Genomic DNA, 26,775 nt, shown 5'->3' with positions numbered 1-26,775 from the left:
TAAGGCTTGTTTCATTAGTTCCTTATGGCTATTGAAATACGAGTGGACAGCACGATATAACACTGTCCGCTTGCACAGATTTAGATAAAGATGCACTATTGTCGTTAAAAATATCTATTCTATGCATTTTACAAGCGCTTAAGTAATCATCACTATATAAATGGTCTAACTATGTCTGCCCCAAAATCCTCTCTCCCAAATAAACCTATCGCCTCCGAACGAGTACGCTCTGCTGATCTGCCTGTTGCATGGATTATGATGCTGGGGTTAATGGTTGCGGTAGGACCGTTATCTATTGATATGTATCTGCCTGCGCTACCGTCAATGGCAGATGATTTTGGCGTGTCTACGGCATTTATGGCCAACTCTGTGCCAGCGTATTTTTTGGGTTTGGTATTTGGGCAGTTATTTTATGGCCCTTTTAGTGATCGTGTCGGCCGTGTTAAGCCCTTATATATAGGTATGACACTATATGTTATTGCGTCCATTCTTTGTGCGACCACTGACAATGAGTATGTATTATTTGTAGGACGAACCATGCAAGCATTGGGTGCTTGTGTAGGGGCAGTGGTGACCCGAGCTGCTATTCGAGATCGCCTAACAGCCAAGCAAACCGCAAAAGCGTTTTCGATTATGATTTTGGTCATGGGCTTAGCACCCATATTAGCGCCGTCGCTTGGTGCACTGTTTTTACAGTTTTTTGATTGGCATTCCATTTTTTGGTTTTTGGCCGCTTTTGGTACCCTAAATTTATTGCTCACTAAGTTTTTCTTTTTTGAGACATTGACCGAAGAAAATCGTAATGTGCGTCCTGCAAAAGAGGTGCTTAGTCAGTATTGGGATTTATTAAAAGATCCAACCTTCAACTATCCAGCGATCGGCGGTGGGTTGTTAATGGGTGCGATGTTCGTCTATATCAGCTCAGCCTCTGAGCTGATCATGGATACCTATGGTGTATCGGCGACACACTTTGGCTGGTTATTTGGGATGAATGCAGCAGGCTTTGTAGGTTTGACTCAGTTGAACCAATGGCTCACCAATCGCTTTCGTATTTTAAGTATTTTGCGGTTTGGGGCGATGATGCAGGTTATTTCTGCAGGCGTGCTGTTTGTGATAGGTCTGTTTTTGGGTACCGATGCTTGGTTACCACTGGTACTGGCTTGTATTTTCTTTTGTATTGCTGGCTTGGGTCTGAGTCAGCCTAATGCATCGGCAATTGCACTGGCCTTTCAGAAACGCCGTGCTGGTATGGCAAGTGCATTGCAAGGATCGCTTATGTTTTCAGTCGGTATTTTTGGTGGACTTTTATTGAATTTATTCCCTGTCAACCCAGTGCTTAAAATTGGTATTGCTATGTTTGCGCTGATGAGTATTGGTACCTTTTTGATTTGGCAAATAGATCGAAACCTAAATCTTGACGATGCAGAGTAAATACAAGGTCTTATCGTAAATCAAGTACTCATAAAAAGCACCTATACGTTTAGAGCGTATAGGTGCTTTTTTGTGGGTATTTTTATCTTTTACATAAGGTTTTCATTTTAAAAGTAATTTTTCTGTACGCTAAATAGAAAACATATGTTTTGTATATTCAAATATGTCTTATTTTATATATAACTTATCGTACATAATTGTCAAACATTATTATTGCAAATGTAAAGTTAGGTAAGTATTATCTGACGTAACTTTATGTAAGTAAATATTATAGGAATATTGCCTAACCTCTCTAGATTGTCATTCATTAAAATGTACAACAACGTTAAGTTTCAAGGATAGATTATGATGCAGTTATACCGAGCGTTACCCATTTTGCTGAGCGTTGGCCTGTTCGGCTGTGGCAACTCCTCCACTCAAGAAAGCGCCAGTACAGCAGCAACAGAAAACAAAGACAGTTTTGTTAGCAAATTGCCTGATACGGCGCCAACTCTGAAAGTGGCGACAACAGGTACGATGCCTCCATTCTCGTTTCAGGATGACTATGGCAATATGCAGGGCATTGACATTGACTCTATTCGCGCGCTTGGCGAAGAAGAAGGGTTCAAAGTTGAGTTTTATAAAGAAACCTGGCAAAACATGTTCGATACAGTAGAGTCGGGTAGTCGCGATTTGGCGATTTCAGGCATCTCTTATAAGGATGAGCGTGACGCTAAGTATGGATTATCTCAGCCTTATTTCTTTAACCCTGCCGCTATCATGTATGCAAAACCAGAACTAAATATCAATAATTTAGATGATTTGCAAGGCAAAAATATCTCTGCGATGGAAGGCTCTAAGCAAGTTGATCAAGCACAGCAAATGGGTAAGTACAACAATTTCTCGACCAGAACGACTGCCTTTTTATTGTATGAAGATTTAATGCAAGGCAAAGTAGATGCCATCTTGCATGATTTACCGATCTTGCAATATACGGCAAAAAACCATCCTGAGCAAAAAGTAACCATCGTTCCTTATGAAGGGCAAGACAACCCATCAGCACAGCAGGTTATTTTGATGGCAAAAGGTAATACTGAGCTCATTAACAAAATCAATGACGGTATTACCAAGCTAAAAGCGGAAGGTAAGTTTAAAGAAATCGAAGCTCGCTGGCTTGGTGAGATAGAAAGTCCAACGGCTAGTACTTCTGCCACCACTGAACAAGCAAAATAAGGGACGATTGATATGGCTACAATAAATAATGGAGATAACAAACGTTATCGCGGCTTGATTATTTCGATTGCACTGTTTTTATCTTTGATCGGTGCTTTGCTTGCATTTACTTTCTATACCTCAAGCTTGCTTGAAAGAAATACCGTATTGATTGATCAGACCAACCAAGTAGCAAACAGCGCACAGTCGGTAATTAAAGATTTGTTCGATTTGGATAGCAGTTACGGTGAAGATACCAACTCGCCACACATTCAGCGCGTATTAGAGCGTTTGGAACAGAATACAGCACTGATTAACAATACGTTGACGGCTATCGGAGAAGGCGGCACGATTACCGACGATGCTGATGGTAAAACGTATAAACTACCGAACGTTAGTGGCAGTGCGCAAGAAAGTGTACAAGCGGCAAACCAGCAATGGCAACTACTTGAGCCTAGAATCGAAACTTACTTAAAAGATGCTGATAACGTATTGGTCGATTCATCAGATGACTTGACTCAGGCGGTAGAGCAGGCGAAAACCTCAAGTTTGCTAATGAACGAATCATTAGATGATTTGACCAACGAAGTGTTTGATGACGCAGAACGCCAAGCTAATACCATTCGTTTGATTCAGGCACTTGGGGTTGTTGCGATTTTTGCCTACTTCTTGATCTTCGTATTCTTCTTTGTACGCCGCTTACGTGAGACGGATGCTGAGGCATTTGCTGCTCGTCGCGAAACGCAAGAAATTATGGAAACGGTAAATACAGGTCTGTTCCTACTGGACAAAGACTTAAATATTGGTCAGCAGCACTCGCGCGCGCTTAACGGTATTGTCGGTTCTGATAGGCTAGCAGGAGAAAACTTTACCAACGTCTTGCGTGGTCGTATTTCTGACAAAGATCTTAAGACCACTCAGCAGTTCATTGAGCAGCTCTATAATCCTCGAGTTAAAGAAAAATTGGTAGATTCTCTAAATCCTTTGCACAAAGTGATGCTACATAACAGCTCTGATGATAAAGGTCTTAATAATCGTTTCTTAGACTTTAAATTCTCACGTGTTTATGAAAATAAAGACATCGCGCGTATTTTGGTTAACGTTAATGATGTGTCAGATGCTGTTTACTTAGAGCAGCGTTTAGAAAAAGAGCGTTCGCAGAATGATATGCAGATTGAGATGTTAACCACTATCTTGAATGTAAATCCAAAAATCATTAATGAGTTCATTAGCAACACCCAAGCGCATATTGAGCGTATGAACAACATCTTGAAAAACCCTGGTAGCTCACAATACGAGCTAGAAGGGAAGCTAAAAGCTATCTATCGTGAAATGCACAGCTTGAAAGGCGAGGCTTCTGCGTTGAAATTGCATAGCTTTACCAAAATTGCCTCAGAGGCAGAAGATAAGCTGCATGCCTTGCAAAATCAAGGTCAGCTATCGGGTAATGATTTCTTACAGTTGGCAGTACACTTAGATGACTTGTTGAGTCTATCAAATACCATTGCGACCTTGGGTGAACGCATCAACCGCTCAGCACCACCTAAAGCGCCGGTTGCAAATCATCAGCCAGTGAACGGCATCGATACTGATGGTGGTCTAGAGATTGATCTAGATAATGAAAACGATGATCGACTGTCTTTTTACAATGAGTTTGCAAAAGAGATTGCCGCTAGACAAGGTAAGCAAGTACAGCTAAAAAGCAATACGCTGACGCAAACGGAGATACCGGCGCATCTTGCAAAGCCAATCAAAGAAATTAGTATCCAGTTACTACGCAATGCTGTCGTGCATGGTATCGAAGCACCAAGTGTTCGTCATTCTGCTGGTAAGACTGAAGTTGGAACGATTGACTTAGAAGTACAAGACAATGGCTCAGATGTCACACTGGTCGTACAAGATGATGGTCAAGGTATCGACTATGACAGCATCCGTAATAAACTGAGCACAGAAGGTCACTTCAGTGAGGAAGAGGCAAGTCAACTCAGTCAAGGCGATTTACTCAAGCAGTTATTTTCTTCTGGGTTCTCAACCAAAGAGCATGCAGATGAAGATGGTGGACGCGGCGTTGGACTTGATATTATCAAAGCGCAAGTAAAAGACTACAATGGCAAGCTGAACGTAAATAGTGAGCTGGGTCAGATGACACGGTTCGTCATTACGTTACCAAAAGCTTAATTAAAAACAGTAAACATATTGTCAGGGACGACAAGCACTTCATTAAAGGTAATAGATAAGTTATGCATAAATTAATGATTGTTGATGATTCGAATATTATTAGAAACCGTATTCAGCGCGCATATGACTCAGGAAAGTTCATGCTGGTTGCTACCGCAACTAGCGGCGTTCAAGCCATTGAAAAGTTCAACATTCATCGTCCTGATGTGATCACGATGGACTTGACCATGCCACAAATGGATGGTCTTGAATGTATCGAAAAAATCATTGCGATTGATCCTGATGTACGTATTTTGGTAGTGTCGGCATTGTCTGATAAAGCCACTGGCATCGAAGCCTTATCATTGGGTGCTAGCGGTTTCTTATGCAAGCCCTTCTCAGAAGAGGAGCTCGTAGAGTCTTTATATGAGCTGATGCAAGACTAATACCATTCATCGACTAAAGCAGATGTCATTATGAAAGAACAAAAGCTACAGATTTTTTTGAGTATTATTAGTAACTATTTTAATCAGTTTGGCGGAGAAGAGCTGGTTGCTGATACGCCTTACTTGTTAGAAAACAAACAGCCAAAAGTCCACGACTATACCGGTGTTATCGGTATATCAGGCGCGCAGAAAGGTGTTGTGTATTTTTCGGCAACCCGTGAGTTACTGTCTTCAATATTGGACAGCATGGGTGAAACCGATAAGAGTGAGGAAAACTACATCGATTTGGCTGGCGAAGTTGCCAATACAATCGCAGGTAATGCGCGCAAAGAGTTTGGTGCAGAGTTTCATATCTCTGTACCCTTCGTATTCAAAGGCGCACCGCAAAGTATTGTATTGCCAAACGATGAGCGTTCTTTTATCATTCCCATCACTTGGCACTCACAAGTTGGCGAGATTGTGGTTTGTTTGCAGGACTAATGCTGCTGCCACGTAATACAGATGGATATTAATATATTATGTTTAAAGTAGAAAAGTTGGGTGTGTTTCTAAGCTCGATCAATGCATTTTTTGCGCAGATCGATGGCTCAGAAGTATCTATCGATACCCCTTATTTGAACAACAATAAAACGGCAATTGGTTTTGATTATAGTGGTGTCATTAAGATATCAGGGCCTCTTGAGGGTTGCGTCTATGTCAGCGCACCAAGCGTAATGTTGCGAGAAGTGATAAAAGTGATGGGTGAGCCTGACTCTTCGATCACGATGATGAAAGACTTGCTGGGTGAAATGGCCAATACCATCTCTGGTAATGCGCGTACAGAATTTGGTTCTGAATTCATTATCTCTCCGCCGCAGATCGTTGAAAGCGCACCAAGTGTGTCTTACTTACCTAGAGACCGCCAAAGCTATATCACGCCATTCACATGGCGTGGTTACAAGGCTGTGATTGGTATCTGTATTGCATAATCTAATATGAAACCATTCATATAAAGTCAAAGCCAGAAATAAAAAAGCGATACGAATGTGTCGCTTTTTTTTGTCTTTCTATCCATAATTTTTGCTTTATATCTTATTGATACGCTACCAACAAACTGCTGGAGATTCAAAGGCGTTATGTGATAAAATACAGCGCAGCTATTTTTATAGTTTAGATTTAATTTTTTTGAATCTGACCATAGCTTCTTTTTTAAACCAACCAATGACACACACATCATGGCAAAAAATTGCTGGGTGTTTGGCGACTTGATTAATTTGTGATCTGTTAGTGCTGTACTAATGAAAACTAACCGATAGCAAATGCGTGTCGCTGAATAGGCTGTTTTTGTGATGTGGAGGCATAACCCAACCAATAGGATATATTCTCATGGCTACAAAGAATCCAACCAAAATCGAAATGCGCGACTTACTACAAGCTGGCGCTCACTTTGGTCACCAAACACGTTTTTGGAACCCAAAAATGGGTCCATACATCTTTGGCGCACGTAACAAGATCCATATCATCAACCTAGAGCATACTGTAAAAGCGTTCAACGAAGCGTTGACTTACGTAAATGGCCTAGCTGCTAAGAAAAACAAAGTATTATTTGTTGGTACTAAACGTGCTGCAAGCGGTATCGTACGTGAGCAAGCGGCTCGTGCTGGTATGCCATACGTTGACCATCGCTGGTTAGGTGGTATGTTGACCAACTGGAAAACACTACGCCAGTCAATCAACCGTCTAAAAGAGCTTGAAAAGCAATCAGAAGACGGTACTTTCGCGAAGTTAACCAAGCGTGAAGCGCTAGAGCGTACTCGTGATATGGAAAAACTTGAGCGTTCACTAGGCGGTATCAAAGACATGGGCGGCTTACCTGATGCTATCTTCGTTGTAGACGTAGATCACGAAGCAATTGCTATTAAAGAAGCTAAAAACCTAGGTATCCCAGTTATCGGTATCGTTGATACTAACTCTAGCCCAGACAACGTTGACTACATCATCCCAGCTAACGATGATGCTATCCGTGCTGTGACTTTGTACGTAACTTCTATGGCTGATGCTATCATCGCTGGTAAAGAATACGCACAAACTCAAGCTGGCGGCAAAGCTGAGCAAGCACCTGCTACTGAAGAAGCACCAGCTGCAGAAGAAGCTGCAACTCCAGCTGAGTAAATAGCTGGGTTAAAAAGTTTAACTTTGTAAGGATGTCTTGATAGTGTGACTATCAGCATCCATATAATGTTGTGAACAGCGTATAAGCTCATAATAGGCATGATGTAGTTTTACTCGTCATGCCTTGTTATTGAATAGAGCATTATTAATGAGGCCGTTATACATAATCGAGTAGCTAATGGGCGAGTATTATCGTTCGTACTGGCTATAGCGCTATGTTTTCGAGATGTTATCTTTTTGACATCATTGATGGCTATATTAGTAATGATTCAAAATGAGCTGTCTTGCTAGATTTAAAGCAACATTAAGATATCGAATAGACATTAATTCCTCTTATACATAACTATACTAAGGTGACTCTTATGACAGAAGTAAAAGTATCTGCCAAAATGGTAAAAGAATTGCGTGACCGCACTGGTCTTGGCATGATGGAATGTAAAAAAGCGTTAGAAGAATCAAACGGTGATGTTGAAGTTGCCATTGATAACCTACGTAAATCTGGTCAAGCAAAAGCAGCTAAAAAAGCGGGTAACATCGCAGCTGATGGCGCTATCATCATCGCTCAAGGCGAAAACAAAGCATTCTTGTTAGAAGTTAACTGCCAAACTGACTTCGTTGCAAAAGACGACAGCTTCACTGCATTTGCAGAAAAAGTGGCTAACATTGCACTAGAAAACAACGTCACTGACGTTGCTGCTATCTCTGAATTGCCTTATGGCGATGGTCAGACTGTTGAAGAAGCACGTGTATCTCTAGTACAAAAAATCGGTGAGAACATTCAGGTTCGCCGTGTTGAAGTACTTGAAGGCGCTAACATCGCTGCATACCGTCATGGTCTACGTATCGGTGTAGTGGTTTCTTATGAAGGTGGCGACGCTGACACTGGTAAAAACCTTGCCATGCATATTGCAGCATTCAACCCTGTTGCTGTAGATGACGAAGACGTGGCTGCTGACGTATTGGCACGCGAAAAAGATATCATCGAAGCCAAAGCAAAAGAATCTGGCAAGCCTGACAACATCGTTGAAAAAATGATCGAAGGTGGCCTACGTAAGTACCTAGACGAAGTAACTTTGCTACGTCAGCCATACGTTATGGACAACGACAAAAAAGTTGGTGATGTCCTAAAAGCTGAAGGCGTAAAAGTACTTGGTTTCAAACGTCTAGAAGTTGGTGAAGGCATCGAGAAGAAGCAAGAAGATTTCGCTGCTGAAGTTGCTGCAACTCAGGCTGCTAACAAGTAAGAACTAAGTATATTGGAAAATGCTGCGAGTGCTGACTTAGTACTCACAGTTTGGTTTTATTACTGATGACCTATCACGATATAAAGCGTCCAGACACAAAAAAGCCCGTTAAGAAATTAACGGGCTTTTTTGTGTCTGGCTTTTTAGGTCGCCGGTCTATTTCATTTCTAGCTTAGCTCTGGCTTAGCGTAAAGCATCATAAGCTGAGTTAGCATAGCTGGCACTATTCACATTATTACTAGTACCGTAACTGACGTTGCGTAACCCACTGTTAATCGTGCTACTCGTTTGATTGCTGGCACTCATACTAGCGCCAGATAGCCCAGCATCATTCTTATACAAGCTATGATAACGGCTCATGACTCTTTGCACATAGTTACGGGTTTCTTTAAAAGGAGGAATACCGCCGTATTTATCGACGTTGCCTTCACCTGCATTGTAGCCAGCTACTGCATGCTCTACATTGTTGTTAAAACGACGCATGAGCCAAGCGATATATTTGGCTGAGCCTTCAATATTGTCTGCAGGGTTCCAAGGGTTGCTCACATTAAAGCGACGAGCCGTCGCTGGCATTAGCTGCATGAGGCCTTGCGCACCGACTGGTGAGCGAGCATTGGGATTGAAAGCGGATTCGGTATGCATCATTGCTTTCATAAGGGCAGGATCTACGCCATTACGTTCAGCAGAGGCGCGAATGTAGCTGTCGTAAGCGTTGCGGCTACCACTATTGCTAGCGGCACTGCTACCATAGTCATTGCTACTATTACTGCCGTCATACATTTTCGAGTCTTTATAATAAGTGACTTTAACTTTTTTAGTGAATTTATCAAAATTGCCACTAGGATTGACGTTGGTCAGTAGTACTTGTCCACCTTTGTCTTTATAGATATACATATTGCCAGCGTTGGCAGCAGTAGAAAAAGTAGAGAGGGCAATCGCACTTAATAAAATAGGAGACAAACAGCGAGTAATCAAAGTAGCAGTATTTATCATAGTGTTATCACTTTTTATCGAATAATAGCAAATTGTTTTGCCTATAGACGCGTTATTTTACGCGCTTAAGCGGTCATCGGGGTTGCAGGATTTTATAGCTCGTCATTGATATAGCGACCTAGCAAATACCACGTCTAACAAGAACCACTTGCAATAGATACAAAAAATAATAGTTGCTTACTATAACATATAATAACTTTTTGCCGTATCAGATTGACAAAATAAGTTGTGAAATCAAATTTTTATCGTTAAACAAACTCAAATAAATCAAAGTGCTATGTTTTTGGAGACTATTAACTGCCTGTTTATATCGGATGATAGGCAAGCACTTTTTTGATGCATACCTTATTTTAATTCTCTAAAATGCAAAAGTGATGACAACGCTCGGATGAGCCAAATGTCATGTCTATTAGTCTCGTTACTGAGTAAGCAATCACAATAAAAATAATCATTGGAATGATGAAACAGTGCTCAGTCATCTATCAGAGTGGTAAGCAAAATCAATCTAGATGCCTAACGCACTGATAAATACAGGTACCCAAACGGCAGTGACTAAACCATTGACTGCCAGTCCAAATGCCGCATATCGTCCTGCCGTATGGCTGATTTGCCACGCTTCTACTGTACCAAATGCGTGAGCCGCCAGCCCTAGCGCGAGACCTTTAGCCCGATCATCATTGATACCACGAAACAAAAAGCGCGCTAAAGTACCACCGATGAGACCTGAAACGATAATAATCAGGTTAGCCATCGCCAATGGTGCTTTGATTAAGTCTGCGACACTGAGGCCAATAGGAGTAGTCACAGAACGAGTGGCAAAGGCGAGTATAGTTTCGTGACTCAATGAAAATAGATAAGCCAAAGACATGGGTAGTAGGGCACCAATGACACTAGCAATAGCAACGATCAAAGAGAGCTTTTTGACAGGAAGTCCTTTGAAGTTCATTGCTGCTAGTGGTACCGCCAAAAGCACTGTGACATATCCTAATAGATGATCGAATACAGGCTTGGCCGCGCTGTAGTAGTTGTCGTAATCCCATTGCAATAAAAATAAGAAGACCAGTACCAAAACGAGAGCAGTAATTACCATTGGCAACCATGACAATTTACGCGCTAGCACACGTGCAATGACGTGTGCTGCTAAGGTTAGAAGTACGGCTGCTAAGGTCGCCGTAAATACGCTGTCAAAAGTCATAATATCTCTGCTCACGGCTGTTCCTTTTGCTGATTGGTCATGCCGCTGTCGGCATTGGCATCTTGATTCAACCAGCGATTGGCCAGTAGCGCAAGCCCCCACATCGGTATGAGCGTACTTACTATCATTGTGACCATCACGCCCAACAGCTCATCTCCTAACGCAAATAGTAGTAAGCCTGCACCTGCTGAGACAGGCAGAAATGCAAAACCACTATCAACGAGCAGGGTGTTACTGGCTTGAGTGAGCCAGTTAGGCAACCCTTTGAGCAATCGCCATATCATCAAGATAACAAACATCGCGACCAGGCCGACAATATTGGCGGCTTTTTCGATACCTGCCAACTGACAAAGAACCACAGCCGTTTCTCGGACAACGATAACCATGGTCAACGTTAAAATTAACGAAATCCATAGCGGGAGATGGGAGGAGTGAGCAGGCTTCATAAGCAGTGTGGCCAAGTCAGATATAGGTGATGAGTTTATAAAAACGAGCGGGCGATAGCATCAATAATACAACGTGAAAAATAATATTATGAATGCTGATAATAGACAGTAGTGACATTTCAACTTTTGAGTGGTGAGTATTACCTATCAATATTTGTTGAATATATAACCAGTGATTATATAGAGAGTAAGCTTACTAATAAAGCTTGTAAACACATCCAAAAAAATAGACGATATCGATTGATACCGTCTATGCTATTTTAACCTACTATATAAAAGTTTGCTGTCTAACAGTATGAATCAAACGTTTACTTATCTATTGACGTCAACAATCGTTTTTCAGCAGCGACTATTTTTCAGAATCAGCGGTTTGTGAATTGAGCGCATTAAATTCGTCAAACGCTCTTTCTTCTTCTGCCGTCATCGTCGGCTCTTCAACTTCATGTTCGTCAGGCTGCTCAAATTCTTCAAGTACTGGCATCAGCAAAGTTGCTTGTGCAAGCGGTAACACATCGGTAGGCTTGAGATTGGCTTGTCCGAGTAGTTGTCTCAGTCTATCGCTTGGCAAGCGAATGGTTAAGCACTCATGACCGCTATCATCATAGCTTTCTTCTTCAATAACACCGAGCTCGTACAAAGTGTTTTTTAACTGTCCCGCATGGTAGGGTAGCGTCAAATCAAACGTGGTCAATGTGCCAGTCAATAACTGCTGCACGGCTAATGACAACTCTTCTATGCCTAAGTTCTCTCTAGAAGACACATAGACGCGGTTAGGTTGACCTTCGCTAGCGTAGCCAATACGTGCAGGCTCATCAGTCAAATCAATCTTATTATAGACATTGAGCACTGGTACATCGTTATCAATCTCAGCAAGTACCTCTTTGACCGCCTGAATTTGCTCATGCATATCTTCACTAGAAGAGTCAATAACGTGTAATAATAAGTCCGCCTCTAGCGTCTCTTCTAGCGTTGCATGAAACGATTCAACCAATTCATGCGGCAAATGACGGACAAAACCTACTGTATCAACCAAGACTACACGGCCTACACCTTGCCAATCTAAGCGGCGTAGCGTTGGATCGAGTGTCGCAAATAGCTTATCAGCTGCGTAGATGTTTTCATCCACCAAGCGATTGAATAAAGTGGACTTGCCCGCATTGGTATAACCAACCAGTGAGATAGTCGGTACGTCTGATTTTTGGCGACGGGCTCGACCTTGCGCACGAGTCTGTCTGACTTTCTCAATTCTACTTTTGAGCTGCATGACGCGCACTTGTAGCAAGCGACGATCAGTCTCAAGCTGGGTTTCACCGGGTCCACGTAGACCAATACCCCCTTTTTGACGCTCCAAATGCGTCCAACCACGGACCAAACGTGTCGATAAATGGTTCAGCTGAGCCAGCTCTACTTGTAGCTTACCTTCGTAAGTACGAGCACGCTGCGCGAAAATGTCTAAAATCAAACCAGTACGATCCAGTACACGGCACTTCACGAGCGCTTCGATGTTACGCTCTTGTGATGGCGATAAATTGTGGTTGAACAGTACGATATCCGCATCATGCTCGCGCACCAGTTCTGCAATTTCTTCTGCCTTACCACTACCAACGAAATATCTGGCATCAGGGCGTGCACGTGAGCCTGTGACCAGTGCCAAGCGATCAGCACCTGCTGAATCTGCCAATAGTTCAAACTCGCCTAGATCGTCAGGATCTTGAATTTGGCGAATGTCTAAATGTACAATGATGGCGCGCTCGCCACCTTCATGTCTTTCAAAATAATCCAAAGAGTATCACCTATTTAATAAAGTAAATATATCGCTATTATCAGTTCAGTATACTTTGATATAGCGTTCATATGATTGTTTATATGTGGTCTTATCACTTGATATTAAAGGGTATGAGCACAATTAGCGATGGTTTTATGTTACAGCGATGACTGGGATTAATTTTTTATAAATCTGCTTTATTGCCCATTTGTATAAAAGTCAGCATTCACTGAGTGAACACCCTATCACTGAGCGTGTGAACTTTGTTATACTGGGCTCGTTTTTTGACTATTAAACACCCGTTATTTAATCATGAGGGCGAAGATGAGCCAAGCTAAATCAAGCTTTTCACTCAGACAGCAGCTAGGACGCGGCAAGCAAATCGCTGGTATGACCACGACTATGGTCGGCGGTATACGCGCGGCAAAGCGTATCGGTGCATTCAAACAGCCACCGCGCGAAAAACTGCCACGCTATATTCAGACGTTTTGTCGCAAGATGGCAGGCTCATTTGGGGTAAAGGTCGTTGAAGTCGAACCAGTAGAGCAACATCACGGCTTGTGGGTGTCAAACCATGTATCATGGATGGATATTCCTGTCGTTGGTACTGTAAGTCCAGCGTTCTTTTTATCCAAAGCTGAGATTGGTGAGTGGCCTGTGTTCGGTAAGCTCGCGCATGCGGCAGGCACGCTGTTCATCGAGCGCGGCTCCGGTGATGCAGGTTCCGTATCCTCACAAATAGCTGATTTCTTAGCCAAAGGTTTTTCGGTGATTTTCTTCCCTGAGGCGACCACTACTAGTGGCAAAAAAATCAAGCGTATTCATGGGACATTGCTCCAGTCAGCGATAGATGCCGATGTGCCTGTTAGACCCATTGTTATCGCTTATGTCGATAAAGATGGCACGCTCAGTGACGCGCTGCCATATTATGGCAAGATGACGATGAAGGACAGCATGAAAAAAGTGCTCGATAGCAAAGATGTCACCGCGTATGTATTGCCACTGGCACCGCTAGATCCAAAAGGCTGTACCAAAAGCGAGCTGACTAATTTGTTGCAAGCACGTATGCAAGAAGGGCTAGCAGAGTTACATTCACGAGTACTTCGTGTACCCGTTGAAGATTGATTATTTATAGCTAAGCCAGTTTGGTTAATAAAAAGGCGCAAATCGCGAGTTATATGACTGCGATTTGCGCCTTTTTTTGTGTCTATAATAAGTGCAGGTGCATCAATTTATAGACCGCTGATCTAGAACTAACTAAGGGGATGGGTTGGGGTGCTGCGCGTGTACCGCTTCAATTGCTTCCAATACATCTGCTGTTAGCTCCACATTGACACTATCAATGTTTGATTTGAGCTGTTCGGTCGTCGTCGCACCAATGATATTGCTGGTGACAAAGTGACGTGAATTGACAAAAGCCAATGACATTTGCGCCATATCTAACCCAGCATCAGCGGCGATCTTTGCATATTGCTCGGTCGCTGATACCGCTTGCTCATTGGTGTAGCGGGCGAAGCGATCATACATCGTCAAGCGTGCGCCATCTGGACGCTTGCCATTGAGGTATTTACCAGACAACACGCCAAAACCAAGTGGCGAGTAAGCAAGTAGCCCGACGTTTTCGCGATGTGCTATCTCAGCCATGCCGACTTCATATAAACGATTTAATAGGCTATATGGGTTTTGCACCGTGATAGGCGCGATCAAGCCGTTTTTGTCCGCTTCCCATAGATAGCGCATGAGTCCCCATGCCGTATCGTTTGATAAACCATAAGCACGAATACGACCTTTTTTGATCTCATCATTTAATGCTTGAATGGTCTCTAAAAATGGCGTTAAGTCATCTACTGACTGTGTCGCCATCTCTTCCGTATAACCGCGCTGACCAAAAAAGTTTGCTTGACGCTCAGGCCAATGCAGCTGATAAATATCGATATAATCGGTTTGTAAGCGCTCAAGGTTGCTATCAATAGCACTACTAATGTGCTCGGCGTTAAAGCGCGTTTGTCCCTCACGCAAAAAATCCATTGGTGATATTTTGCTGGCAAGAATGACTTTGTCACGCTGTTTGGTTTTATCAAACCAAGTGCCCATAAACCGCTCGGTATCCCCTTGTTTGTCTTTGTCTGGTGGTGATGGGTACATCTCGGCAGTATCCCAAAAGTTCACGCCCTCGGAGAGAGCCATGTCCATTTGTTCATGTGCTTGAGCTTCGGTATTTTGCTGTCCCCATGTCATCGTACCTAGACAGATCTTAGATACTTTTTCATCGAGCTGCGGTAGCGTTGTATATTGCATTCGATTGTCCTTTTTAGTTTTTTTATTGTGGATTGTGCGTTTGGGCAACTACATAAGCTGTATACCAGTGACGCCAGGTGGTGTGACTTTAAAGATTTTTACTTTGAACAGCACGTCTTGCCCAGCAAGCGGATGATTGAAGTCCACTTCGACTTGGTCGTCATCGATGGCACTGATCGTACCAGGCAAGGTATTTTTACCTTTGTCTTCAAATTCAACCATCATACCGACTTCTGGATTATCCGCGACGAGCGCAAACTGAGGGCGGCTAAAGTGTTGGATGTTTTCAGGATTCCATTCGCCAAATGCTTGCTCTGGCTCAAGGTGAGCGGTACGAGTGTCACCAGCGCGTAGGTTCATCAGCACTTGCTCAAAACCAGGTAACAAACTCTCATCACCGATAGTCAAAGATACGGGCGCATCACGACTAAACGTTGAGTCAATGACAGTGCCGTTTTCTAGCGAGACTTCGAAGTGTAGCTTTACAAGGCTACCGTGAGTGATACGCGTGTCTTCGTTTGGATTAATAAATTGAGATTGGGTCATAATGGCTATTTCTTTTATAAATTATAGTTGATACGTCAGTATTTGCAGCTGTATTTTTAGTAGACAAATAGTCTAGCATAGTCACCATATTACATGCTGTTATATCAGAGAGTAGTATAAAAACGTAGATAGGAAAATCTCAAAAACCGACTAAAATTCAATTTTTTCTGTCAAAAGGTAAATTTAAGTTGACTTAAGTTTCCAAAATGTATATAAATGTTTACGCTTCGTTAACAAGCCATTTATATCTAATCGTATTTAATTTAACAACTTTGAGATGACTATGAAAAAAGCTATTTTGGTAATTGGTGTATTTGCATTATTAGCACAAGGTTGTGCGACTCCACATGTCGTACAGACTAAGAAAGTAAGTGATGTTAATTTATCATGCCAACAAATTCTTGGCGAAATTGAAGAAGCTGAACAGTTTGAAAAAGAAGCACGTGCTGAACGTAAAGTGACTGGTAAAAATGTAGCTGCTGCCGTATTATTCTGGCCTGCATTGATCGGCACTTACTCTAATACGGAAGAGGCGATTGAAGCAGCCAAAGAACGCCGTGAGAACTTGAATAAACTTTATGAGCAGAAAAAATGTAGCTAATGTTATGTCAAAAATATAACAAGTAGTAGGATAAAAAAGCTGAGAATATTTTCTCAGCTTTTTTTATGGTAAAAGTAATCCTTTATAATCGATACTATTAAATCAGCTACTCACCTGAGTACGATTATGTTATGACTATATTTGTTTTATTTCAAAATGATTATGAGAAGGTAGGTATGGATAATCGGCAACAAGGCACTGTCAAAAAATGGCAGGACGATAAAGGGTTTGGCTTCATTGAAACTGCAGCAGGCGAGTCTGTTTTCTTTCATGTGAGTGAGTTTAGAGCGCAGCGTCGTCCTGATGTTGGCGAGCAAGTCGTATTTAGTATCGGACAAGACGATCAAGGGCGCAAGCGAGCCAAGCAAGTACAAGAACTTGGTTTTGTGCAGCAAAAAATGGCACAAAAAAATCAGCAAATCCGTCAGCGCAACCAAAGACGTAGCCATCAAGCGGAGTTTGAAGCAGGACAAAAGAAACGCTCGTTCCTTGGACTGGCTTTTTATGGTGTCTTAATTTTATTAGCAGCAACAGATAAACTGAGTTGGCTAGTGATCGGCTGGTATATAGCATTAGGAATTATCACTTATGGGATGTATGCCAAAGACAAAGCTGCTGCCCAAAGTGGCGACTGGCGTACGCCTGAGTCTACATTGCATATACTAAGCGCGCTTGGCGGTTGGGTAGGGGCGCTATTGGCTCAGACGTATCTGCGGCACAAATCACAAAAGCCTGAGTTTCGTGTCACCTATTATCTGACCGTTGTCATTAATATGGCAGGCTTGCTATTTTTATTGGCAGGTGGCGGGCTAGAGACTTTGACAAACTTATTATGATGTTTTCTATAAAAACGATACAGATACCGCAATGATTAGTAGCATCGACGTATATATCAATAAATAAAATAGAAGACAAAAAAAGGTGAGTTACGACTGAGTAACCCACCTTTTTTATTTATAAATTCAATTAACATCTCTATCTATAGACAGTTATGACCGTGGCACTTCACGCTTTTTTTCCAAAAACAGCATATCGATAACAATCAGTACAACACCGAGAGAAATCCCAATATCTGCGATATTAAAAATCGGATAATGCCAAACATCGGCATAATGTACATGGATAAAGTCGATCACATGACCATGTAATAAACGGTCGATTAAATTACCAAGCGCACCGCCCAATACCATGGCAAGTCCAAGCGAGAGTAGTGTGGCTTTGCGAGGCGCTTTGAGCAAATAGATAATCAAAAACAGCGACATGAGTAATGCCAGTCCTGAAAAAAACCACTTTTGCCAACCGCCAGCATCTGCCAAAAAGCTAAATGCCGCGCCGTAATTATAAGCGAGTGTCCAATTGAGAAATGGCTCAATCACTGGCACTGGATCATGAAAGTTCAGCTTGGTTTCAGCCAGCCACTTGGTCCACTGATCTATGACAATGATAATCAGCGCCAGCGCATACCATATAAAAGCACGGCTGCCATTGGCTACCACCTTTGGTTTCTTGGTCAGTCGGCTTCTAGGTGTGGTCGAGCTACCTGTAGTCGCATGAGCAGGTTTAGGCGAATGATCAACCTCAGCTTGCGACGGCTTATCGTGCTGGTTGTCAGATGAGTCTGTTGGGTTAGGCATAATGGCGCACCTCGCCATCGCCACTGACATTGGTCACGCAGCGACCGCAAATTTCAGGGTGCGCGCTATCTGTGCCGATGTCATCACGAATGTGCCAGCAGCGTACGCACTTAGTACCAGTGGCAGCGCTAACTTGTACCACTAGATCTACAGCCTCTTCTGTATTCGTTTCGGTTGCTTCATCTACCTGTACGATGCTATCAGTAGGTGCTTCGCTCATTGGCTTTAGTTCTGCGTTACTAGTGATGAGTACAAAGCGCAGCTCTTCATCAAGCTTGGCTAGACTTTCATACATGGCACCGTCAGCGTATAGGCTCACATCGGCAGACAAGTTGGCATTGATAATTTTTTCGCCACGTGCGGTTTCGATATGCTTGTTTACCATATCTTTGGCAAACATAATACGCTGCCAGTCATCATTGCTGATGGCGCTTAGCTCAAATGCTGGGAACTCGTACCACTCTTGAGTGAATACATAGCCGCCTTTATCAGCCTCACGTTGGTTCAGTACTTCCCAAGCCTCTTGCGCCGTGAATGACAAGATCGGTGTGATCCAGCGAATTAGCGCATGAGTGATATGGTAGATGGCCGTCTGTGCAGAGCGACGAGGCTGGCCATCCGCCTGCGTAGTGTACTGACGATCTTTGATGATATCTAGATAGAAGCTACCCAAGTCTTGCGAACAAAACGCCGTCACATGTTGAGTGACTTGGTGAAAGTCCATCGCATCATAAGCACTCATGATTTGTGCTTGCACGGTTTGCGCGCGCTCGATGATAAATTTATCAAGGCTGACCAATTCGTTGATATCAATGCTGTCAGTCGCTGGATCAAAGTCGTCAGTATTGGCAAGCAAAAAGCGTAGTGTATTACGGATACGGCGATATTGATCTATCGCACCTTTAAATGATGCTTTACCGGCGCTCATCTCATAGCGATAATCGCTAGACGCAATCCACAGACGCAGCATATCCGCGCCCGTTTTGTTGATCTCTTCTTGCGGCGTGATGATATTGCCCAGTGACTTACTCATCTTGCGACCATTTTCATCGACCACAAAACCATGGGTCAATACTTGCTTAAACGGTGGGCGCTCGTACATGGCCTCCGACGTCAGTAATGACGTCTGGAACCAGCCGCGATGCTGATCAGAACCTTCTAAATACATGTCAGCTGGATTGGTCAATTCATCGCGTTGCTCAAGTACGGCAAAATGCGTTGTGCCTGAGTCAAACCAAACGTCCAATGTGTCCGTTGCTTTGTCGTAATCAGCCGCTTCACTACCCAAGAAATCTTCACAGCTGGCGTCAAACCACGCTTCAACACCGCCCTCATTGATTTTTTGCGCGGCAGTTTCCATCAGCTCAAGCGTGTTTGGATGCAGCTCGCCCGTTTCTTTGTGCGTAAAGAAAGTGATGGGCACGCCCCACGTACGTTGACGTGAGATACACCAGTCAGGGCGACCCGTCATCATTGCTTCGATACGGTTTTGTCCCCATGCTGGTGTCCAGTTGACTGTAGGGATATCGGCAAGCGCGCGAGCACGTAGGCCTTTGGTTTCCATATTGATAAACCACTGCGGCGTGGCACGGAAAATAATCGGCGACTTGTGACGCCAGCAATGCGGATAACTGTGTTCAATTTTGGTATGGCTGATTAAATGGCCGTTCTCATGCAGGGCAGCGATGATTTTTGGATTGGCTTTATAGATGTGTTCACCAGCAAATACCGCAGCACTGTCTAAATAAACGCCCGTACCGCTGACTGGGTTTTCCACTGGTAAGTTGTATTTTAGACCAACGATATAATCGTCGAGACCATGACCGGGTGCAGTATGTACCAGACCAGTACCACTATCGGTAGTGACGTGATCGCCCAAGATGAGCGGTACTTGACGGTCTGCAATCAGTGGATGCTGAGCGTTCAATCCTTCGAGCTCACTGCCTGATACGGTCGCTAAGATGCCATTATTTTCTAATTTCAGCTCACTCAACGCCGTTTCTACAAGATCAGATGCTAGTAGCAGGTTGCCTTTTTCGGTTGCAACCACGCTATAGTCATGCTCAGGATGTACTGAGATGGCTTGGTTAGCAGGTAGTGTCCACGGCGTGGTCGTCCAGATAACCGCAGCGATGTTGTCTGCGATATCTGACAATGCGGTCACTTTGTCCGTACCGAGCACATCAAAGCTGACATAGATCGCGTCAGAGACTTTGTCTTGGTATTCGACTTCAGCTTCTGCGAGAGCTGAGCTACAGTCCAAGCACCAATTGACTGGCTTCATACCGCGAGTCACATGACCATTGTCATAGATTTTGGCAAGCGCGCGTACGATATTGGCTTCTTGGTGAAAGTTCATGGTCAGATAAGGATTGTCCCAATCACCGAATACGCCTAGACGCTTAAAGTCTGCTTTTTGCAGTTCGATCTGTGTGCTGGCATATTCACGGCATAGACCGCGGAATTCGGTAGCAGACACTTTTTGACCCACTTTACCGACTTTGGCTTCGACTTTTTGTTCGATTGGTAGACCATGACAGTCCCAACCAGGGACATAAGGTGCATCAAATCCTGACAAGGTTTTTGATTTTACAATAATGTCTTTTAGTACTTTATTGACTGCGTGACCCAAGTGAATCTGACCGTTGGCGTATGGAGGGCCATCGTGCAAAATATACTTAGTCGCACCAGCACGCGCCTGACGAATTTTACCGTACACGTCATCCGCTTCCCAAGCAGCCAACCAATCTGGCTCGCGTTTGGCAAGGTTTGCGCGCATTGCAAATGGTGTATCCGCAAGGTTCAGCGTGTCTTTGTAATCTTGGCTTGGTGTGTCAGTGCTTTTATCAGTCATAGAAGGTATCTTTTTAAAAGGTAGGTTTGTGTGTCGGTTAAAACCGGATACAAGGCTCGATGTTCAATATAGTACTGAGTGTCACGCGGTATTGATAATGCTTAATTACTAATAGTAGGTATATTGCTCATGATAATCGGTTTATCAACCATCATGTCAATAAATACTCATTTTCGCTCATTAGCCCGCAAATAGTTACGTCAATAATAAATGGTAACGAGACGATTGCAACAGAAAATATGCTAGTAAAAATAATTCAAGAAAATATTTAGATCGGCAGCTATTATATGACAAAAAGGGTAGGGTAAAAAGAGCTGTACGAGGTCAGTCCAATTTTGTCCAATATCAATCGTTTATCTGCGTCGTATATCATTGGCGAAGACATAGCTATAAACCCTTTGAATAATGATTTATTGAAGCATAAAGTACGACTCAAGTGCTAAAAAACAGATGCTAACCATAAGCGCAGTTTTAACGACCATAATGGCTGAATACCTGTTAGCCCTTGTGTCATCTTACCATTCTCTAATACCACATAAGATGGTGTGACTTGTCCTTGCCAATCCGCAAAGATATCACCTTGTTGGTCATTTATCGTGGTGAAGTCAAACTGATGCTGATCGAGGTAGCTGCGTAGCTCTTGGTTTGAGCCTGACTGTACAGCGACAGTGACAACGGGATAGTTATCTGCTCCTAGCTTATTTATAGTTGGTGAGGTAAAACTACAGACGGAACACCACGTACCCCAAAAATATACCAGCGTCGGGCGCTTATGACTCATCGCTGCTAGGTCGACAGTTTGCCCTTGGTAATCGGTCAGTTGCAACTGAGGGTTGGCAGGCATGATAGGCTGTCGCCACCAATTGACCGCGCTATAGATTACGATAAACATCAGAGCGTATAGCGCAACCGTTTTAAGTAGCGAAATTATTTTCTGCTTTGGCTGTTTCTTTGATTTTATGTCTTTTTGATCCAGATCAGTCATCATGGCGTTGGCTTTTTAGTTGAGATATTTTCATTGAATGAAAATTTAACAGGTATCAGATAAAAATAAAACGGCTGAGATTCAGCCGTTTTATTAATGAAGTTTACTCTTAAGTCATTATATCAAGCGCGTACAACTAACTATGGCTTTTGCGCGCGATTCTGTAATGGATCACCGATAAGCACACTGCCTGAGTTTTCACGGCGTTCTTCGTCACTTAATTTGCTTGCAGGAATTTTGGATTTACGCTTCCATTTTAAGCTAAATAAGTCATCACGGCGGTCAATCAAGTTATGTACTGAGCCTTCGTGACGAACGTGAGTCAGCTTGTCTAAGTTCACATCTGAGAAAAACACCATCTCGGTATTGGCGGTGGTTTCTGCCATGATGGCATCATGTGGGAATGCAAAGTCTGACGGTGAAAAAATCGACGACTGTGCGTACTGAATATCTAAACTTTCGACTTGTGGCAAATTACCTACCGAGCCGCAAATCATTACATAGCATTCGTTCTCAATGGCACGTGCTTGGGCACAGTGACGCACACGCAAATAGCCGTTTTTGGTATCTGTCCAGAAAGGCACGAACAAAATATCCATATCATCAAGTGCTAATAGGCGCGCAAGTTCAGGGAACTCAACATCATAGCAGACCAAGATACCGATACGACCAGCATCAGTGTCAAATACTTTGACCTCGTCACCACCTTCGATGACCCAAGCGCTACGCTCATGCGGCGTGATGTGGATTTTACGTTGCTCGTCAACCGTACCATCACGGCGACACAAGTAGCTGACATTGTACAAGGTATCGTCTTCGTCTAATAAAGGCATAGAGCCTGTAATGACATTAACGTTGTAACTGACGGCTAAATGCGAAATCTCATTTTTGAACCATTCGGTATAACCTGCCAAAAAGCGAATGGCGATATTTTGATCGGTTTCTTCGCATAGACCCATTAATGGTGCATTAAAGAACTCTGGCAAACAGGCAAAGTCTGAGTTGTAATCAGCCATGATATCAACGAAAAACTCAACTTGTTGTAGTAGCTCTTCAGGTGACTCGACTTCGCGCATTTGCCACTGAATACCACCAATACGCACCTCAGATTTGCGTGTGTTGGGCTTATAGTCTTTTGGCTCATAGTAGATATTTGACCACTCAAGCAAGGTAGCAAACCCTTTAGATTGTTTGTCATCTGGTAGGTAAGCGGTCAAGATACGCTTGACGATAAACCCGTTCGACAACTGAAAAGACAATGCAGAGTCATGAATTTCGCGGCTTTCAACGGCATCAATATACTCGCCTGGACTCAAGTCTTGGTGGTTATGATAGTTAGGAATGCGGCCGCCAGCGAGGATAGCGCGGTAGTTTAACTGACGGCACAGCTCTTTGCGGGCGTCATAAAGACGACGACCGAGACGATAGCCACGATATTCAGGGTCAATCAGTGCATCTAGACCATAGATAGCGTCGCCTTCAGGGTTGTCCCTAATGATTTCTTTTTGCCCAATCAAATCATCATAGGTATGCGGGTTGGAAAATTTGGCATAATCAACACGCATGGATAGCACAATACCAATCAATTGATCATGGTCAAACATCGCAATTTGACCTTCAGGAAACGCATCAATCAAGGTGTGAATGGTCGTCTTAGACCAAGCACCACCTAAGTTTGCATAGACACGGTCCATTAGTGCCTTTAATTGGGGATAGTCTTTTTTCTTGATCTCAGCGATTGTGAGGTGAAGGTCATCTAATTTTTCAATTTTGCTCATAATATTCCTGTGTTAAATCTCTACTAAATGTGATGATATTTGATACGACAGTATTAAAGGGGTGAGTGACGCAAGTTTTTGCACAAAAAAGCAATAAAAATATTCCAATATGAGAATATTGCCGTTACAATAATTATTGTCGTGTTTACAATAGGTTATGGTGAGATTCTATCTCATTTCGAACACGAGTTTTGATGTTTATCGTGGTCGAAGCAGTGCTCAATTGATAAAAAGTTAATGTATTAAAAATCTTCATCGTGGTCGATATAATGCTAACACTTATTAAATTACTTGGAAGAGCTGGATAAGTGGTTTCTTATCTATTAAGTTGGATTAACCTTATATTTTTTTGTATCGACCTTATATACTGTCAGCGCCCTTTAGTTTGTTCATCATCATAGCAAGCTGTATGAGTAATAACAGTCTCACGTAGTAACTATTTGCTACGTTTTTGTGAGTCAATATCTTCATTTACTTCAGGCATAGTGTCGTTTTGCTTGTCATATTTAGCCGTATTTGTTCGGCTGTAGGATCGTTTTATTATGCCCTCAACTCGTAGCAATAGAATCAAGCAATGGGATAAAATAGAAGCGTCATCATTGGTTCAGCTGGTCTATGTTAGTACATTGACCATTGCGTCACGTCTAAACACCTCTATATTTGAGGATGTAGAGGTCCACGCTCGCGATTATAATGAGCAGCACGGCATTACCGGTACGTTATGTTATGGCAATGGTCAGTTTTTGCAGTGTATCGAAGGCGAAAAAAGGCATGTATTTGCGCTACAGAAGCGTATTTTCGCTGATAATCGTCACAAAAACGTTGAAGTATTATTATTACAAGAGATTGATCATCGTAGCTTTACTGATTGGCGCATGCGTCTGCTGTTTTTGGAGCGCTGGCTATGGTCGCCTGCAACCAAAGAGCAAGCGGCGCAGCTTTCACCATTTTTGCCATTTGCACCGCACGGCTGGTCACCTGATCGTACTGGGCAGTTTTTGCAAATTATCAAAAATTTCGACACCCCGCCGCATATCAAAGCAGCGGGCATTACTTACAATGCGCTAGGCAATATGTTCCGCCATATCGCGGCACCGCATCAAGCATTTTTGATTATTCAAGGGTTTTTGAGTGTCTTGCTGGTTGTGGCGCTGGTACTGTTATATCTATAAATCATGTTTTTTTAAACATAAATTTGGGTTTTCCAAATATAAAGTGCAGACATAAAAAAGACGCTAGCCTTTAGGTTTAGCGTCTTTTTTTGGGATAAATAGTTAGCCTACCAATCACATATCAAAAATCTTGCCACGATTCATAATGTTGTTTGGATCAAACACCTTCTTGACCTCTCGCAAGTAATTAATCTCAGTCTCGCTACGGCTGTATTGCAGATAAGGCTTCTTGGTCATACCCACTCCATGCTCAGCAGACACTGAACCACCATATTTTTGTACCGTCTCAAACACGTGTTTATTCACCACCTGACACTCAGCAAAGAACTCGTCTTTACTCATGTTCTCAGGCTTTAAGATATTCAGATGCAAATTACCGTCACCAATGTGACCGAACCAGCACACCTCAAAGTCAGGATAGTTGCTGCTCACAATTGCATCAATCTCTGCGATAAAGTCAGGCACATGACTGATCAGCACGGACACATCATTCTTATAAGGGGTAAACACCGAGATGGTCTCTGAGATATATTCACGTAGTTTCCACAGCTCAGCCGCTTGCGATAGGCTCTGACTCATCACCCCATCAACAACCCAGCCCTCTTCCATACACTGCTCAAAGATGGCCATGGCTTTTTCCATGATCGGCTCGTAGGGCGCTTCAAACTCTAATAAGGTATAAAACTTGGTACGAGACTCAAACGGCTCTTGTACTTGACCATGGGCCATCAGCTTATCAATCGCCACCTCATCAAAGAATTCAAAGGCGGTCAAATCAATCTGGGCTTGAAAGGCAGAGAGGACATTCATAACGTCACTGAAGTTGTCCATACCCAGCACCATGACATTTAGGTCTTGTGGCTGACGCTCAAGTTTAATTTGCGCGTGAGTGACGAGACCAAGCGTACCTTCAGCACCGATAAACAGTTGGCGCAAGTCGTAACCGGTAGCATTTTTCACCATGCCGCGGTTGAGATGCAAGATGTCTCCTTTACCCGTAACGACCGTCAGTCCCATGATCCATTGACGGGTCATGCCATAGCGGATGACTTTGATGCCGCCCGCATTAGTGCCGATGTTACCACCCATTTGACTAGAGCCTGCTGAGGCAAAGTCGACGGGATAGTAGAGGTCTTTTGATTCGGCAAACTGTTGCAGCTGTTCTGTAATGACACCTGCTTCAATCTCAACGATGCGATCAGCAGGATAAAAGGTGCCAATCTGGTTCATTTTATCCATGCTGACGACGATTTCGCCATTGGCAGCAACTGCGCCAGCAGAGAGTCCGGTACGACCACCACTAGGCGTTAGGACGACGTTATGCTCATTAGCCAGCAGGACAATCGCTTGGACTTGTTCGGTGGTCTTTGGAAAGACGATGGCTGCTGCTGCTGGTGTGAAGTGTTTGGTCCAGTCTTTGCCCCAATGCTCTAAGCTTTCGGCATCGGTCTTTATTTGGGCGGGATCAAATTGATGGGTATCAGTCAGCGTGCTTAGGATCGTTTGCACAGCGTTGGTATGGGCTTGGGAGGTGGACTGTTCGGTAGTTAGCGTCATGGTCAAATCTCAATATTAGCGTAAGCACGATGTTGGGACTGTTTATTATATAGCGAAATGACTATAAATTCAGTGAGGAGTCGGCTCGTGATGGCAATAAGTGGGTGATAGTTTCTAAATAAAAAATGAGACAAATAATAAAAAGTGGTTTGTTTGATTTCAAACCGAATGATTCACTATAGCATAAAAATTTTTCAGGCTTGATAATCAATAATTCATCTAATCTGCTAACATCGGCGTCAAATTTTGTGTAAGATATCGGGACTGTTTTCGTTTCATCCATCACAGATTATCCAACAGGTAATCTTATAAAACAATTATAGGACAGTTC

At 43.1% G+C, this 26,775-nt stretch carries 23 protein-coding genes; 12 read left to right on the top strand and 11 right to left on the bottom strand.

Features of this window, described 5'->3' with window-relative positions; all coding sequences use genetic code 11:
* The first annotated feature begins 171 nt into the window (after window positions 1–171).
* From QO189_RS14010 to tsf, 8 genes are all read left to right on the top strand, one after another.
* Window positions 172–1,431 (top strand): multidrug effflux MFS transporter, encoded by a 1,260-nt coding sequence (locus tag QO189_RS14010; protein ID WP_371533208.1) that lies wholly within the window; start codon window positions 172–174, stop codon window positions 1,429–1,431.
* Between the two features lie 345 nt (window positions 1,432–1,776).
* Window positions 1,777–2,643, top strand: a complete 867-nt coding sequence (locus tag QO189_RS14005; RefSeq protein WP_371533207.1) for a substrate-binding periplasmic protein — start codon at window positions 1,777–1,779, stop codon at window positions 2,641–2,643.
* A 12-nt stretch (window positions 2,644–2,655) separates the two neighbouring features.
* The gene (locus tag QO189_RS14000; protein ID WP_371533206.1) at window positions 2,656–4,800 is read left to right on the top strand and encodes an ATP-binding protein; all 2,145 of its coding nucleotides are present in this window, start codon (window positions 2,656–2,658) and stop codon (window positions 4,798–4,800) included.
* 62 nt (window positions 4,801–4,862) lie between these two features.
* Window positions 4,863–5,225, top strand: a complete 363-nt coding sequence (locus QO189_RS13995) for a response regulator (RefSeq protein WP_201600457.1) — start codon at window positions 4,863–4,865, stop codon at window positions 5,223–5,225.
* A gap of 30 nt (window positions 5,226–5,255) precedes the next feature.
* Window positions 5,256–5,705: a chemotaxis protein CheX gene (locus tag QO189_RS13990; RefSeq protein WP_371533205.1), complete on the top strand. Its 450-nt coding sequence runs from the start codon at window positions 5,256–5,258 to the stop codon at window positions 5,703–5,705.
* A gap of 38 nt (window positions 5,706–5,743) precedes the next feature.
* Window positions 5,744–6,193: a chemotaxis protein CheX gene (locus QO189_RS13985; protein WP_201600451.1), complete on the top strand. Its 450-nt coding sequence runs from the start codon at window positions 5,744–5,746 to the stop codon at window positions 6,191–6,193.
* Between the two features lie 397 nt (window positions 6,194–6,590).
* The gene (gene rpsB / locus QO189_RS13980) at window positions 6,591–7,376 is read left to right on the top strand and encodes a 30S ribosomal protein S2 (RefSeq protein WP_186475105.1); all 786 of its coding nucleotides are present in this window, start codon (window positions 6,591–6,593) and stop codon (window positions 7,374–7,376) included.
* Window positions 7,377–7,738: 362 nt separating this feature from the next.
* Window positions 7,739–8,620, top strand: a complete 882-nt coding sequence (gene tsf / locus QO189_RS13975; protein WP_075107656.1) for a translation elongation factor Ts — start codon at window positions 7,739–7,741, stop codon at window positions 8,618–8,620.
* Window positions 8,621–8,803: 183 nt separating this feature from the next.
* On the opposite strand, the gene QO189_RS13970 is transcribed toward tsf, so the two are convergent.
* The 4 genes from QO189_RS13970 to hflX all read right to left on the bottom strand — a co-directional run bounded on the left by QO189_RS13970 (window position 8,804) and on the right by hflX (window position 13,037).
* Window positions 8,804–9,613, bottom strand: a complete 810-nt coding sequence (locus QO189_RS13970; protein ID WP_238036447.1) for a lytic transglycosylase domain-containing protein — start codon at window positions 9,611–9,613, stop codon at window positions 8,804–8,806.
* Window positions 9,614–10,118: 505 nt separating this feature from the next.
* Entirely contained in the window at window positions 10,119–10,808 is a 690-nt protein-coding gene (locus QO189_RS13965; protein WP_371533217.1) for an LrgB family protein, read from the bottom strand.
* A gap of 11 nt (window positions 10,809–10,819) precedes the next feature.
* On the bottom strand, window positions 10,820–11,254 hold the full coding sequence (locus QO189_RS13960; RefSeq protein WP_371533204.1) for a CidA/LrgA family protein: 435 nt from the start codon (window positions 11,252–11,254) through the stop codon (window positions 10,820–10,822).
* Window positions 11,255–11,603: 349 nt separating this feature from the next.
* Window positions 11,604–13,037: a ribosome rescue GTPase HflX gene (hflX, locus tag QO189_RS13955; protein ID WP_201600443.1), complete on the bottom strand. Its 1,434-nt coding sequence runs from the start codon at window positions 13,035–13,037 to the stop codon at window positions 11,604–11,606.
* Between the two features lie 306 nt (window positions 13,038–13,343).
* Here hflX and QO189_RS13950 point away from each other — a divergent pair, with 306 nt between their 5' ends.
* Entirely contained in the window at window positions 13,344–14,144 is an 801-nt protein-coding gene (locus tag QO189_RS13950; RefSeq protein ID WP_201600441.1) for a 1-acyl-sn-glycerol-3-phosphate acyltransferase, read from the top strand.
* 132 nt (window positions 14,145–14,276) lie between these two features.
* Here the strand turns inward: QO189_RS13950 and QO189_RS13945 are convergent, their stop codons facing one another.
* Window positions 14,277–15,317: an aldo/keto reductase gene (locus QO189_RS13945; protein WP_371533203.1), complete on the bottom strand. Its 1,041-nt coding sequence runs from the start codon at window positions 15,315–15,317 to the stop codon at window positions 14,277–14,279.
* A gap of 48 nt (window positions 15,318–15,365) precedes the next feature.
* The gene (locus QO189_RS13940) at window positions 15,366–15,863 is read right to left on the bottom strand and encodes a peptidylprolyl isomerase (protein ID WP_371533202.1); all 498 of its coding nucleotides are present in this window, start codon (window positions 15,861–15,863) and stop codon (window positions 15,366–15,368) included.
* A 283-nt stretch (window positions 15,864–16,146) separates the two neighbouring features.
* Between QO189_RS13940 and QO189_RS13935 the strand changes: the two genes are divergently transcribed.
* Both QO189_RS13935 and QO189_RS13930 read left to right on the top strand, forming a co-directional pair.
* Complete coding sequence (locus tag QO189_RS13935; RefSeq protein WP_075107839.1) at window positions 16,147–16,464, top strand: hypothetical protein; 318 nt, start codon at window positions 16,147–16,149, stop codon at window positions 16,462–16,464.
* 131 nt (window positions 16,465–16,595) lie between these two features.
* On the top strand, window positions 16,596–17,300 hold the full coding sequence (locus tag QO189_RS13930; RefSeq protein WP_371533201.1) for a DUF1294 domain-containing protein: 705 nt from the start codon (window positions 16,596–16,598) through the stop codon (window positions 17,298–17,300).
* 153 nt (window positions 17,301–17,453) lie between these two features.
* On the opposite strand, the gene lspA is transcribed toward QO189_RS13930, so the two are convergent.
* The 4 genes from lspA to QO189_RS13910 form a co-directional block, all read right to left on the bottom strand.
* Window positions 17,454–18,098 carry a signal peptidase II gene (lspA, locus tag QO189_RS13925; RefSeq protein WP_371533200.1) on the bottom strand — a complete coding sequence of 215 codons (645 nt, stop codon included), beginning with the start codon at window positions 18,096–18,098 and terminating at the stop codon, window positions 17,454–17,456.
* On the bottom strand, window positions 18,091–20,952 hold the full coding sequence (gene ileS / locus QO189_RS13920; RefSeq protein WP_371533199.1) for an isoleucine--tRNA ligase: 2,862 nt from the start codon (window positions 20,950–20,952) through the stop codon (window positions 18,091–18,093). The genes lspA and ileS overlap by 8 nt, the downstream gene beginning before the upstream one ends.
* A 439-nt stretch (window positions 20,953–21,391) precedes the next feature.
* Window positions 21,392–21,940, bottom strand: a complete 549-nt coding sequence (locus QO189_RS13915) for a protein disulfide oxidoreductase (protein WP_371533198.1) — start codon at window positions 21,938–21,940, stop codon at window positions 21,392–21,394.
* A gap of 137 nt (window positions 21,941–22,077) precedes the next feature.
* Window positions 22,078–23,715: a nitrilase-related carbon-nitrogen hydrolase gene (locus QO189_RS13910; protein WP_371533197.1), complete on the bottom strand. Its 1,638-nt coding sequence runs from the start codon at window positions 23,713–23,715 to the stop codon at window positions 22,078–22,080.
* 542 nt (window positions 23,716–24,257) lie between these two features.
* Between QO189_RS13910 and QO189_RS13905 the strand changes: the two genes are divergently transcribed.
* Window positions 24,258–24,887, top strand: a complete 630-nt coding sequence (locus QO189_RS13905) for a BLUF domain-containing protein (RefSeq protein WP_371533196.1) — start codon at window positions 24,258–24,260, stop codon at window positions 24,885–24,887.
* 114 nt (window positions 24,888–25,001) lie between these two features.
* Here the strand turns inward: QO189_RS13905 and QO189_RS13900 are convergent, their stop codons facing one another.
* Window positions 25,002–26,444 carry an FAD-binding oxidoreductase gene (locus QO189_RS13900; protein WP_371533195.1) on the bottom strand — a complete coding sequence of 481 codons (1,443 nt, stop codon included), beginning with the start codon at window positions 26,442–26,444 and terminating at the stop codon, window positions 25,002–25,004.
* Window positions 26,445–26,775 lie beyond the last annotated feature (331 nt).

This window comes from Psychrobacter sp. Arc29 (assembly GCF_041431175.1).
GTDB lineage: Bacteria > Pseudomonadota > Gammaproteobacteria > Pseudomonadales > Moraxellaceae > Psychrobacter.
Note: the sequence above shows the minus strand (reverse complement) of the source record. Positions and strands in the feature narration are given on the sequence as shown.